The organism is Lichenicoccus roseus, from assembly GCF_005844085.1.
Classification (GTDB): Bacteria; Pseudomonadota; Alphaproteobacteria; order Acetobacterales; family Acetobacteraceae; genus Lichenicoccus; species Lichenicoccus roseus.
This window is the reverse complement of the sequence record NZ_VCDI01000006.1, coordinates 101,813-114,157: the sequence shown is the minus strand read 5'-3', so window position 1 is coordinate 114,157 and position 12,345 is coordinate 101,813. Positions and strand designations below refer to the sequence as shown.

Below are 12,345 nucleotides of genomic sequence, written 5' to 3'. Positions count from 1 at the left end.
AAGCTCGCTTGTTCTAAGCACGCTGGGATCCACCTGTGTTGGCTGCACCTGCCCCACGTTGCTGCCGTCACGCCGCCGACCCAACCAGCCGCGGTGACTTGCCGACCAGGGCCACGGTGCGAGCCGGGCCATCCGGCAACGGTACGTTCGGGTCAGTGGCGAGGGCCGCGACCGCCTGGCGCCAGGGCTTCGACGCGTCCAGGGCCTGAGCTTTCCAGCTGTCCCGGTCCTCCGAGACGGCTTCGCTCCCCCAGTCGACCGGCGCCGCGAGAAGGCGCTTGGCCGCTCGTCTCACCTCGTTGTCGATTGGTTGGCCGTGCGAACCGCCGGGCTCGGGATCCTTTTCGTAAGCACCCATTTCCTGGAGAAAGAGCAGCGCTGCGCCCCAGCTTGCGAGCTCGCGCTGCAAGCCAGCGACATGCTGCGAGACAGCCTGAGCAGCGTCTCGCCCATCGGCTGCCAGAACCGCCGCGATGGCAGCATCGAGCTTCTGCCGCACCAGGTGGTCCTGCCACGGCCGGTCGCGAATAGCGCTTGCACACGCAGCCTGCGCGTCCCGCCGGGCCTGCAAGCGCAGCTCGGCCTCCTCCACCGCATCCTCGAGCTGCCGGCGCGAGGGCGGCTTCCCGGTCGCCGTACCCTGCGCCTCGGCGAGGTAGTACGCGCTCAAGGCCCGCTCGAACTCGCCCAGCGCCTGCCTAGCGGCGTCAACATCCTCGACTGCCTGGTAGACTGACGCCTCGAGCCGCTGCCGCTGCTGCTCGAGCTCACGCTTGGTGTTCTCAAACTGCTGCACGTCCGCGATCGCTGCAGCCAGCGCCTGACGAGCCGAGGAGGCTGAGACTAGCTTCTGCATCACCGATCTCACTTCAGCCGACCCGCGTTCGGGAAGCGCCGACGGTAATCCGCATCGTCGGCCTGGCTCATCCGTTCGGTCCGCTGGCGCCCGGCACGCTTGCTGGCCAGGAACACCGCGCGGGCCGTGGCCGCATTGTTGCCCAGATCGCTCGTGCCAACGCCCATGTTCTGCAGCGCCGACACATACACCTGGTAGGGCGTGGTCATGGCGGCCGTGTCAGCTGCGAAGCCCTGGCACTCCTGTTCGGCGCGTTGGAGAGACTGCACCGCCTTCACGGCCCGGTCGGCGGCGAGCTGGGTGTCGTAGGCATAAGACGGCATTGGCGTTTCCTATCGTGCATTAAAACCGAGGCGGGGACGGAATGGAGTGGAGGCAGGTCGTCGCGGCATCGTTCGGATGCGTTCAAGAGTGGCGTCGCTGATCACGATCGGTTTGCGCACCGACGCCGGCATCAGCAGCGCACCAACCGTTGCGTTGGCGCAATCATCATGAGATCCTGCACCGGGCGGGTGGTCGATCGAATCCCTCCCGCCTCGAGCAGTCCGCCGCTCGAGCGAGCACAGCTGCGCTATCGTCCGCGGATGATCCAGCAGAGCGCAGGCGCCCTGGTTGAGCATCGGTAGCGCTTCCCGGTACAGATCGGACTTCGGCTTCGCACTCGGCGTGACCGTGATTTTGTGCTGTGCGAAGGCCTCTATCACCCAGCTGCCGCCCCATTTGTCCGACTGCGCAGACCGGACGCCGTAGGTGTGCAGCAGGTCGGCAAACTCAGCGACGACATCGGACGGCCGAAACTGGGGCTTGCGCTCCCTGATCGCGTCGATAACCGGAATGCCGTCCTCCATGTGAGACACGCAGACGACCATGCTGTCCGAACCGGAGCCGCCGGCGGCGTCCAGGAAGGCCATGTAGCGCTTGCCGGCACTCAGCGCCGGCGCCCGCTCATAACAGCCGGGTTCAACACAGGCCTCGACCACCTCACGGCTTACGAAAGCAGCCAGCCCCGATCGGAACTCGGCGCCCAGCTCGCTGGCGGCACCTTCCGGATCTTGGTCATACGCTTCCTTGATCTCAGACGGATCGAGCGTAGGATTCATCGCCCAAGAGGGGGACTTCCAAATCAAAGTCCGGGAATTGTCCTGCCCGTAGTGCCGCTTGTGCATATCCCACAAGACGCCCATTTCGGCGTATGGGGTCGAACCACCCCACAACATCGAACCTGGGATGTTCAGCAAGCCGCCGCGAATTGCTTTAACTATCTCGCGATCTGGATTGGCGCTGTAGTCCGAGGTCCGCAGATGAGCCAATTCATCCACGACACAGAGCGGATATGAACTTCCCCGCAGCCCGCGATAACTGGCGGCGTGGATCTCGATCTTCACCTGTCCATTGACGATAACTGAGTCCTGGGTCTCGTTGCTCTTCGCACTCGACAAGCCCGGAACACTGTCCAGCATGCCCAGGATGTAACGGAAGATCACCTTCGCCTGGTCGGTGTCGCTCGCGACCACCGGGATAACGGCCAGCTCGCCAGGACCCAGATAAGCGGCATAATCCCTTGCGATAGCAAAATAAACTGCGATCAGGGCCAGGATGCGCGACTTACCCGCCCGTCGGCCGCAGATCAGGAACAACTCCTTCACTGGCGTTGTTGGTGCGTCCTGCCGACCAGTGCAGGTGCGGTAGACCTCCAGCATCTCGGGCGTCATGGGCAGGCCGAAGGCGGCTGCGCACAGTGCTCGCCAGGCCATCCACGACGGATCGGCGAACATTTCGTGGAACACGCCATCCATGGCTTCTAGAATGGTGAACTGGAACACCTAGTCGCTCACGAATTTGGGGCGAGCAAACTTGCCGCGCCAAGTGTTGCGGCGCCGGGTAGCCAGGACCGGCCGGCTTCTTAGCTCAGGGCACCAGGCTGCATCGAACGCCATGCCCTTTCGCGCCATCGCTTCGCACTTAGCCTTCATCGTCCAGTCGATGTCGGTACGGCGCCCGTCCAGGTCGATCGTGCAGGTCACTGCAGCGCCTCCGGCGGCAGATGGATCGGCGGCCGTAGCGCTGCCGGGCAGAGAGCACCGCCGAGATACCGGGGCTCACGACGCTGCAGCAGCGCCGCCTCGGCTTCCTGCGCGGGCTGCAGCGCGTCCTGATCGAGATAGGTGTCGGCGAACACGAACACGCCGACCTCGCGGTCGCGCGCCGGGATCTCCAGCTCGGACGCCAGCACCATCATGCGGACATTGACCAGGAAGGCGCCTGAGGCCGTTGGAACGGTCCAAAAGCCACGGTCGAGCATGATCGCCACGTCGCCGGCTGTGAGGCTCAGAAGGCCATCATGGGCCTCCAGGATGGCCTGCCGTGGGTCGACACCGGGGCTGCGCTGGTAGATGCGACCGACCGCATGATCACTCACGGCGAAGGACCAGGAGCCGCCGCCCATGATCAACCCGGTGTGGAGGTTGCCCATCGCGGCATAACGGACCTCGACAGCATCGCGGCCGAGGCTGGCCTTGCCAGGACGATCATCGGGCAGCACGAACGGATGATCCCGGCCGATCAGGTAGCGCCACACCCGAACGCGCGGCTCTGCCACCAGGGGGGGGACGACCATTGCGCGCTCGATCTGCTGCCAGGCGCGATCCCGGCCGATCGGGCCTTTGGCAACCGCGTTGGCGATGGTCTGGGATCTGATGCCATTGCCCCGCAACGACATCAGTCCACCGTCACTGGCACACCGCGCCATGAACGACCGGACGGACTGGTTGTGTTCAGGTGCAATACCGAAGTCGTGCCGCGCCAGTGGTCGGTTCAGCAGGCCGGTGGGTGCCATGCTGCCCATTAGATGCTCGCCAGCCCCTGCGACCACTTGAGCTGCAGCTGGGCAGCACCCTGGGCAAACGTGGCGCCTGCGGGAAGGCTGAGCAGGTAGGCGGTGTCCTCAGGCAGGGTGAGGGTGCACCGGGCCACCGCTGCCGCTGCTACCGTCAGCGCCGCGCCACCGGCGCCGGTGACCAGGGTGCAAAACGCCACACGCTGCACTGCCGTGCTGGTGTCGGTGCTGCCGCTCATGCTGCCACCCCGGCCCGCGCACGGGCGTGCAGCGCCGCGACCATCTCAGCCGCCGTAGGTGGCTTCTGCTTGGGACCCTGAAGGCCCAGCTGGCGGCTTAGCCTCTCCAGGCTGTTCGACCAGGCTAGATACTGCTTGCCGGCCGCGAGGCTGAATTCGCCCGCCTGCAGGGCCTTCGCGTCCATCTTTGTGATGTGCAGCCGGAGCCAGCAGATCTGCTCGATGATCTGTTTCTGCGTCGCGCTCGGCTTGCCGCCGACGTGCGCGATCAGCTCCTCGCGGACCTTCCGGAGAAGCCGGCCTTCAGTGCTGCGTCCATCGAGTGACAGGAGGCTGTTGGCTCGGTGAGGGTGGGCCGCTTTCGTCATTTCTGGAGCAAATCCGCGACGCTTATCGTTCAGAGATTGGACAGAAAGCTGCAGACATATCAAGGAACTTCGCGAAATCAGTGGGTTGTGCACCAACGTCCATTACTAGATACCGCCGTGTATGAGCGGATACTGTTGTGTTCAGGCGTCTCGCGACGGTCGCGAATATTCTTCCGGCGGAAGCATTCGGATCGGAAAAACGAAGCTTCTTCACGCTGGTGGTCAGACGGGGATATCGGTTGGCAATCCCCACGCCTGGAGCGCTGCCTTCGCCTTCTCGGTCTTCTGTCGCTCGCTATCCTGCTCGCTGTAGAACCAGCGCTGAACCGCTAGGCCCTTCACCCACTCTCTCGGGTCTGCTGGCGTCGTGAGCCCGTTCCAACGGCTCCAGATCGGCTCGTAGAACCGGTTGAAGAGCACCAAGCGCCCGCTGCTGCAGGTCCATTCGCCGTAGGGCATGAAGACGTTGCGCTGGAATTCGGCCTGGCTAGCGGAGATGACGCGCCCGCTCGGCGACGTGAACAGTCTGCTCAAAAGCTTCCCTTTCGTTCTGCTCTTGGTGCGTGCGCCGACCACCAAGGTCGGGCAGCGCACCTCTCCCGTAGGGAGAGACACTCTGCGGAGTGCACCTTCGACGGACCTTCGACGCAGTTTCCTGCGACCTTGGAGAACCTTCGACGGACACCTTCGAGAGACTCTCGACTAAGCAATATCAATGAGTTACGGGAGACCTTCGAGTGCTTCTTTGGCATCCTCGAAGTGGTCGACATGCACGATGTGGAAGGTCTTGTCGGACGCCCATCCATAGTGCTCGCGGCGGATCTGACCGCTGGCAAACAGACGGTTCATGGCGCCCTCAAAGTCGCGCTTCGAGAAGCCGTGGCGGTCGGGATGCTGGCTGAACAGCCTTGGCGCGAAGTTTGCCGAGTTGCGGCTGTCGGAAGCGTGGCGGCCCTGGGTTCCGATCTTGTCGAGCAGCGCCAGGAACACCGCTTCGGCGTTGCCCTTGCCTATGCCGGCGACCGTGCCGTGCATGACCTTCGGGTCCAAGACCAAGACACCTTCGACCCACCGCAGTTTGATCTCGTCACCGCGACTGGCGTAGTTCGCCTTTTTCTTGGCCAGGATGCGAGCGTCGAGGTCGAGCGGCTCACCCTCTTCGCCACTTGGCGTGAGCATCGCCCAGCGCGACCGGGCTGCGCCGTTCCAGCCGGTTGAGCCACCGTCCAGGTCGCCGCTGCTTATGCCAGCGCGGCTAGGGTGCGCATTGAGCAACACGCCGGCGCCGAGCTCGAGCGCCAGGCTGCCGAGGCCGTGCTTGAGGAACTGTCCCACCTGCTGCCGCACATTTTCATTGCCGCCAAACAGATCCGCTGCAACGTCGAAGACCACGAATCCGGGCTTGAACTCGAGCGCCTGCTCGCGGAAGTCGCGGTAGCGCTCGGTGAAGACTGGAGAGCCGTCTGCTTCGAACCGGATGAGCGTGTTGTCGTCACCCACCGGGCAGGTCCAGCGCATGTCGACTAGGTCGTTGAACTGGATGCCGTAGCTCCGGTTGATCGCGTCCTGGCGCCGGTGCATCTCGTCGTCATCGTCCTCGCAGAAGAGACCCATGGCGCGGCACTGGGTCACCGGCAGCCCGATCCAGCGCAGCCCGGTCGCGACGCTTGTCATCAGCTGCTGGGCGAGCAGCGTTTTGCCCTCGCCCCCGGCCGCATAGTTCAGCGTCACGTTGCCGGCCGGCAGCCAGCCCGACACGATCCACTTCCGCGCTGGCACCGGTACGCCCTGCAGATGCTGCGGAGCAGTGAAAGCCAACGGTTGATATTCGGCCGGTGGCTTATCGGCAGTTCCGTTCCAGCCTGGGTTTGCCTGATCGAACTCTGCGCGCCGCAGTGCTTCGGCCGCCCAGAGATCGTAGCTGCCGGCGATCGGACGAAGGGCGCCATTGATCATCATGTCCGAACCTGCCCGGCCTCGACAGCCTGCGCGACGGTGCGGATGATCTCTTTGTCGTCGAGCCCCGCATGCCGGGCGGCGCTGGTCATGACGCTGATGATCTCGCCTGCGCTCAGTTCTCCCTTCGGGATGAAGCGCGCGAGGCTCCAGGTCTGGTAATTCAGCTGATCATGTCGTGTGCCCTCGGGAGCGTTCTTCACCAAGGCCTCCGCCCGCTGCAACGCTGCGGCCGCATAGCCTGCGCCAGACACCACCGTCTCGACTGGGACGGGTCGAACCACCGGTTTCGGTAGTAGCGTCTCCAGTAGCCATCCTGGCCACTGTGCGAGGTCTTCCGGATGCGATACGGCCAAGCCTGCGGCTGGCCACCAAACGATGTAGCCACCCTGCCCGCGAGTATCTACGCCCGACGCAATGCGGCCAGCGGTGTTGCGTACGCCTTCGCGATGCAAGAACAGCAGGTGCAGTCCCCCGGATCGCGTGCGGTGCGTGCGCGTCGCGGGCAGCCGGTGCCGATGTTGCTCCAGCCAAGCGTCCGAGCCGTTGTCGGGATCTAGGTCGAGGACGTCGATGCCGGATCCAGAACCGGTCGCGACGCCGATCAGTTCACTCGGGTATTGGCGAAAGAGCTGGCTCGCCGCATCCGGGTCGGCGACGGCATCCTTGAATCCACGCGGGCAAGCCGGCGCCTTGTTGAGCAGGCAGGGGAAGACCCGGTAGCCAAGGGCTGCCAGCTCCAATGCCGCTCTCACGCTGCATCCTCCACCCGGAAGATCCGCCGCGGGAAGCGATCGCCACCGACCGCGCGCAGCAGATCCGGAGAAAGCCGGCGATACTGCTCAAGCTTATCCAGCAAAAAGTCGACCTCTCCGACAGGAGAGACCACCTCCGCCAGCAGCTCAGCGGTCGCGCGGGGACCGAGGCCGTGTAGGTGCTGGACGCCCCTCTCCAGCTGGAGGCGCTGCGCCGGGCTCACGGCCGCACCTCAGACCCGGTCCTGAGATGGTGCGCAAGCCAGGAAAGAGCTTCCGCGCGAGGCTGATTGCCTGCAGCTGCCGCCAGCTCGGAGAGGTGTTCGGCCTCGCGTGAGGTGAGGCGAGGTTCCGACCAGCGCCGGCGAAAGTGATTGTTCCGAAGAGGATCGGCTTGTCCAGCCATCCGAGAAGAATCGATACGCACGCTTGGTAGCTCCAGGATAGGAGCAGCAACGGCTTGAACGAGCCAACCAAAACCGCTATGTCGATCGTGCCGCGACCGACTGCTGTTGACTTGATTGGCCCCCGCCACGCTGCCCGCGTTGGTGGGGGTTTCTATTTTAGGCGGCGTGGGAAGCGGTCTCGGCTTCCATCTGCCGGCGCCACGCGGTCGCCGCCTCTTCGCTGATCAGGCGGCGAGACCCGACTTTCATGAAAACTGGGCCTTTCCCCGCCTTCCACAGATTATAGAGGGTGGCGCGGGACAACCCATGGGACTGTCCGAACTCATCGACCGAAAAGATGTGCCTTTGCATGACCGTCTCCGTCTATTGGTGACGGAACAAGACTGAATTGGCAGACCTAGGAAAAATACGGACCTTATTGTTGTGAATAAGGTCCCTGCTTCAGCCGGCTCGTCTGTGGAGATTCCCCCGGTGAGCGTCGCGCGCGTGACGGTCGCCGGTTCGCCATAGCGTCGGCGAATGTCTCCGGCGACATCCTTTCCAGGTCGCAGACATGCTGCACCATGCTCGCGCCTATGCAGGCAATCACTCCTGTGCGGTCAGTCCGGTTCAGGTTGCCACTATAGCCAGCGTTGCGGAGGGCTTCTTCGACCCTGCTACAGAAAGGTCGGCCCCATGTGTGCCACCCGGCCTTCGGCTTTCCGGCCAACTTTCTTGGCGCCTCGCGGACATTCCCTGAGACGGCCATGCCACGGAGGAAGTCCGCAAGCTCGGCATAGGGGATACCATCTGCCTCACGGGTCCACAGTCCCCCCTGCAGCAGCTCACCAAGCCGCTCGAGAGAGAAGAGCAGCTTGTTCGCGGCAAGCGTCACTTCAATCTGTGCCTGTGCGATGTATTGGCTCGGCTCTGCATCGCGATGTTTATCCGGCGTTGTCGACTGGTTCCTGTATCGGTTGACTGACTTTTTCAGCTCCTCTGCTACCTGCAGGTAGACCGCCTCTGAGGGTCGCGGATCGTTCTGCTTCAGGGCGTTCTCGAACCAATCTTTCACGTCTGCCGCCGAGGCGATCTTGGGATCGACAGTCACCGGGTCGTCTCCAGCGCCACCACCTTCCGGTCCATCTCAACGCCGAACCGCGGCACGGCCGCCCGGATCGCATCGGCGATGTAGGTCGACGACATGTGGCCGTAATGCTTCTCGACCATCCTGGTGTCGACGTGACCCAGGTTGCGCGCGATCACCATCAGCGGGGCGCCGTTCATGATCGACAGGCTGGCGTAGGTATGGCGCAGCGTGTGGAAGCCAGCCGGCGGGTCGATCCGTGCCGCCTTGCAGGCATCCGTCATAGGCCGCGACTGCTGGCTCTTGGCCCAGCGCGTGCCAGCCTCGGTAGGCAGCAGGATCGAGCGCGTGGGCTGCCCGGCAGCAAGTCGGCTGAAGAACCCCAAGCCCTCCTCGGTCAGCACCACGTGCCGCCCCTTGCCGGATTTGCTGGTCCGGATCTGCAGCGTGCCGCTGTCCTGGTTGAAGTCGCCGGCCTGTAGCGCCGCGAGCTCGCCGAACCTGCATCCGGTGAGCAGGGCGGCGTGCACCAGGTCGTGGAAGCTGCCTGAGGTTGCGTTCAGCAGGCGCTTGGCTTCCTCGACGGTGAGGTAGCGCACCCGGGCTGCGTCAGCCTGCGCGAACGGCTTCAGCGCACGCCACGCCTGATCGCTGGAGATCTTCTGGTCACGCCAGGCGTGGTTGAGGGCCGCCTTCAGGATCGTCAGCACCCGGTTGGCCGATGCTCGGCGCCGGCGCCTGGCCTCGGCCGGATCCTGGTCGGGTGCCGTCCGGAATAGCTGCTTGTCGCCGATCTTCGTCCGGATGCGGGCAGGGGCCTCGGCCGCAGCGTCCCGCCAATCGCGCAGCTGCTTGGTGCTGAGCTTCTCGCAGTCGATCTTGCCGAGCGTCGGCAGGATCAGGGCAAGAGCCCGCCACCGGGCATCCTTGGCGGTCTTCCGGTGCTGCTCGAGCCAGCGAAGGTAGTCCTCGATGCACAGCGCCACCGTGTACGGACCACCCTGCGCCGGCAGGCCAGCCGCGATGCGCTTGCTTTCGACGAACTTGGTCCGGGCGAGGGTCTGCGCCTGGGAGAAGTTCAGGAACTCGACGCCGTCGGCATCCAGGGTATCGTCAGCGCTGCCGATGGTCTCGACACGGTATATCTCGTTCCCGAGATAGGCGCGCATCACCCACTTGCCGGCGGTCTTGCCGCGGCGATAGCCAATGTGCAGGCCCACGTCGATCGCCCGGTAGTATGGCTTGGCAGCCGCCTTTAGGCGCAGCCGAGCCGCGCGGCTCTCAAGGTTGGCGTCACGGACGGTCCTAGCCATCACATCCTCCATCCCGGACGGCCATCCGACCACCAGCCGAGACGAGGCCAGCAGTAGGGCGTCTGTCCAATATCTGTCCAATATATGTGGCTAGACAGCCTTGAACAAGATGATACGGAGAAGGACATCTTCCGTTGCGCATCAGCGGTTTAAGCGGATAATCCTGGACGCTGGTGAACGAACTAACGCCTCTTTCACGGCGGTAACACGGGTTCGAACCCCGTACGGGACGCCAGGAAGACCAGTGAGTTAGCCGCGAGCGCTGGCGCGGATGCCCTATAGTTGGCTGATATGTGGCCCTGGACGAAAACCGGTCCGATGGGACGGTTCAGTGCTCAGTATCCATAAGCTCACGTTTCTCAGCGGGTAGAAGATTTAGCGGCCTTGGCGCATCGGTCAGGCGCTGCCGGCGGAGCGTCCGCTTTCCCGGGCGCGAGGTCGTGCTGCCGAGGGATCCGATTGCCTGATGCCCGTGTTAATGGGTCGCCATGGGTGCCGGCCCGGCCTGCCGCGTCGCTCCGCGGGTGTGCTGGCTCGTCCTGTCCGGGGTCAAGGCCGGGGTACCGGACAACGCCCGGTTGCTCCCCCGGAGACCGCCAGCAGTTGGCCACGGTTCGCAGCACCTTGGAGACCGGTCACCATGTAGAGGTTCGGTGCAGTCCCCGCCAGTGCGGGACGCCGCTTGATCCCGCCGGACTGATCGGATCCGCTCGAGGCGAGGCATCGTTGATCCACCTATCGCTCCGGTGCGCGTGCTGCAGCAGGCAATACTCGGTCCTACTGATGGCGGGCCGGGCATATTACAATCCTGGCTGGAACAGATGTGGTTCTTTGAAAAGCCAGCCTGGAAACGGTATCGCCGGATGAGGCTTGGCAATCAGCTCCCCAATCGCCGTTAACTAGTCATTAACTATTGATTTCTAGTCTCGTGAAACAAGCAGGTCTTTACGCAAGCCGGTTGATGAATAGGCGGGACAATGACCCAGACAGTCGCTGAACCGGATGTATCGCCTGGTCGTCAGGAAACAAACAGCCGGGACCTTCCAGGCCCTTTTGCCGCTCCTGACCTGTTCGACTGGCTGATCGTAGCCGCGGCGAGCGATCTGGATACGCTGCCCTATGGCGTCATCGCCATGGACCTTGACGGCGTAGTGCTGGCCTACAATTCCGCAGAGTCGAAATATGCCGGACTCGGGGTTGAACGTGTGCTCGGGCGAAATTTCTTCAGCAATGTAGCCCCGTGCATGAACAACTTCATGGTCGCGCACCGCTTCCAGACGGAAGTGGATCTCGATGTGATCATCGACTACGTCCTCACCCTCAGGATGAAGCCCCAGAAAGTACAACTACGACTCTTGAAGCGCAGTGACGTCTCAAGAATGTATTTGATCGTCCAAAGGCGCACTTGATGAGCGATCTAGATGAAGGCGAATTTGACTACGCCGCTGCCTATGAAGGTTTGCTCGAGTTCCTTTACCTGACGCCTGCTGGCATCGTTAAGTTCGCGGTCGATGGGATGATCGACATGGCTAATCCGGCGGCAGCGCAACTCCTTATGCCGCTTGCTACCGACGGCGACATGTCAAACCTGTACCGGCTTCTGAGGAGCATTGTCCCCGATCTCCAGATGCATGTTAAACGATATCAGCCAGATGCCGGGCAGATCTTCGACCAGATGCAGATACTGATTCCAGCCAGCAAGATCACCTTGATGCTGGACATCAACAAGATCAACGCTACGACGTTCATGGCTGTCGTCCAGGACATTACAGATCTGACTCTAGCCAGACGTGAAGTCGTGCAACGGACTGAGTCGCAGCGCCTTCTGGCATCCGTCTTCATGCGGATCAACACGCCGGCTCTGGTTGTTCGGGCGGACGGCTTTGTTCTGCTGAGCAATAAAGCCTTCCAGACGTTCATGGGATATGACTCCGTAGGCGTTGCAGGTCTCAATGTCAGCGCTCTTCTACCTCCTGATCGTAACGGCGCAGCACAGGCCGCGCACTCCCAGCAAATGCTTGATGGGCGGTCCTACTCGCTGCTGACGACCGTCGAACTCCGAGACGGTCACCGCGTGCAGGTGGTCATAAACTCGTCCATCCTGGTCGAAGCCGAAGTCAAGCAGCTCCGAGTGATCACGCTTACCGAAGGCTTTGGTGCTGGTCCACCTGGCATGGGATCGACTCGAGTACGGCAGGTTGAAGTATTGGACCTGGGACCGATACGCAACGCGATTGGCGCAGATTGGGCGCGGCTGAGCGCACGTGGACTTGCTCTGGTAGAACAGGAATTGCGGCGCGTACTCGGCCTCGAAAACGTCTTCAAACCCGGCAAAGGGGACAGTTTCATAATCTGGTTCATCGACACGAACCAGTCCCGTAATGCGGAGCTACTCGATCAGGCGGCACAAGCTGTTCGTCGCGTTTTCATGACCGAATTCGGTCCGAAAGTGAGAGCTTATGTCGAGGCGGTGGAGAAGCTAGACGAGCAACGAGCACATCGGCGGCGTGAATCCGACCTTGTCAAATAATGTGCTATGCGGATGAACA

At 62.9% G+C, this 12,345-nt stretch carries 16 protein-coding genes; 2 read left to right on the top strand and 14 right to left on the bottom strand.

The features are described from left to right. Window positions 1-67: 67 nt before the first annotated feature. From FE263_RS16365 to FE263_RS16300, 14 genes are all read right to left on the bottom strand, one after another. Window positions 68-856 (bottom strand): hypothetical protein, encoded by a 789-nt coding sequence (locus FE263_RS16365; protein WP_138327109.1) that lies wholly within the window; start codon window positions 854-856, stop codon window positions 68-70. A gap of 8 nt (window positions 857-864) precedes the next feature. Next, window positions 865-1,179, bottom strand: coding sequence for a hypothetical protein (locus tag FE263_RS16360; protein WP_138327108.1), 315 nt, complete (start codon window positions 1,177-1,179; stop codon window positions 865-867). Window positions 1,180-1,188: 9 nt separating this feature from the next. Next, on the bottom strand, window positions 1,189-2,679 hold the full coding sequence (locus tag FE263_RS16355) for a hypothetical protein (RefSeq protein ID WP_205880415.1): 1,491 nt from the start codon (window positions 2,677-2,679) through the stop codon (window positions 1,189-1,191). After that, window positions 2,680-2,880: a hypothetical protein gene (locus FE263_RS16350; protein ID WP_138327107.1), complete on the bottom strand. Its 201-nt coding sequence runs from the start codon at window positions 2,878-2,880 to the stop codon at window positions 2,680-2,682. Continuing rightward, a complete protein-coding gene (locus FE263_RS16345) occupies window positions 2,877-3,692 on the bottom strand; it encodes a hypothetical protein (protein ID WP_171034148.1) in 816 nt (271 codons plus the stop codon). The genes FE263_RS16350 and FE263_RS16345 overlap by 4 nt, the downstream gene beginning before the upstream one ends. 8 nt (window positions 3,693-3,700) lie before the next feature. Then, window positions 3,701-3,931, bottom strand: coding sequence for a hypothetical protein (locus FE263_RS16340; protein ID WP_138327105.1), 231 nt, complete (start codon window positions 3,929-3,931; stop codon window positions 3,701-3,703). Then, complete coding sequence (locus FE263_RS16335; RefSeq protein ID WP_138327104.1) at window positions 3,928-4,299, bottom strand: hypothetical protein; 372 nt, start codon at window positions 4,297-4,299, stop codon at window positions 3,928-3,930. Before FE263_RS16335 ends, FE263_RS16340 begins: the two co-directional genes overlap by 4 nt. Before the next feature lie 222 nt (window positions 4,300-4,521). Then, a complete protein-coding gene (locus tag FE263_RS16330) occupies window positions 4,522-4,833 on the bottom strand; it encodes a hypothetical protein (protein ID WP_138327103.1) in 312 nt (103 codons plus the stop codon). A 186-nt stretch (window positions 4,834-5,019) separates the two neighbouring features. Continuing rightward, window positions 5,020-6,258, bottom strand: coding sequence for an AAA family ATPase (locus FE263_RS16325; RefSeq protein WP_138327102.1), 1,239 nt, complete (start codon window positions 6,256-6,258; stop codon window positions 5,020-5,022). Further along, window positions 6,255-6,998 (bottom strand): bifunctional DNA primase/polymerase, encoded by a 744-nt coding sequence (locus FE263_RS16320; RefSeq protein ID WP_240759791.1) that lies wholly within the window; start codon window positions 6,996-6,998, stop codon window positions 6,255-6,257. The genes FE263_RS16325 and FE263_RS16320 overlap by 4 nt, the downstream gene beginning before the upstream one ends. 8 nt (window positions 6,999-7,006) lie before the next feature. Next, window positions 7,007-7,234 carry a hypothetical protein gene (locus tag FE263_RS16315; protein ID WP_138327100.1) on the bottom strand — a complete coding sequence of 76 codons (228 nt, stop codon included), beginning with the start codon at window positions 7,232-7,234 and terminating at the stop codon, window positions 7,007-7,009. Between the two features lie 339 nt (window positions 7,235-7,573). Further along, the gene (locus tag FE263_RS16310; protein WP_138327099.1) at window positions 7,574-7,768 is read right to left on the bottom strand and encodes a helix-turn-helix transcriptional regulator; all 195 of its coding nucleotides are present in this window, start codon (window positions 7,766-7,768) and stop codon (window positions 7,574-7,576) included. Window positions 7,769-7,832: 64 nt separating this feature from the next. Next, window positions 7,833-8,507 (bottom strand): hypothetical protein, encoded by a 675-nt coding sequence (locus FE263_RS16305; protein ID WP_138327098.1) that lies wholly within the window; start codon window positions 8,505-8,507, stop codon window positions 7,833-7,835. Continuing rightward, the gene (locus tag FE263_RS16300; protein ID WP_138327097.1) at window positions 8,504-9,796 is read right to left on the bottom strand and encodes a tyrosine-type recombinase/integrase; all 1,293 of its coding nucleotides are present in this window, start codon (window positions 9,794-9,796) and stop codon (window positions 8,504-8,506) included. Before FE263_RS16300 ends, FE263_RS16305 begins: the two co-directional genes overlap by 4 nt. A gap of 977 nt (window positions 9,797-10,773) precedes the next feature. Here FE263_RS16300 and FE263_RS16295 point away from each other — a divergent pair. Together FE263_RS16295 and FE263_RS16290 are read left to right on the top strand one after the other, a co-directional pair. Further along, a complete protein-coding gene (locus tag FE263_RS16295) occupies window positions 10,774-11,205 on the top strand; it encodes a PAS domain-containing protein (RefSeq protein WP_138327096.1) in 432 nt (143 codons plus the stop codon). Continuing rightward, on the top strand, window positions 11,205-12,326 hold the full coding sequence (locus FE263_RS16290; protein ID WP_138327095.1) for a PAS domain S-box protein: 1,122 nt from the start codon (window positions 11,205-11,207) through the stop codon (window positions 12,324-12,326). The genes FE263_RS16295 and FE263_RS16290 overlap by 1 nt, the downstream gene beginning before the upstream one ends. The last annotated feature ends 19 nt before the right edge of the window (window positions 12,327-12,345 follow it).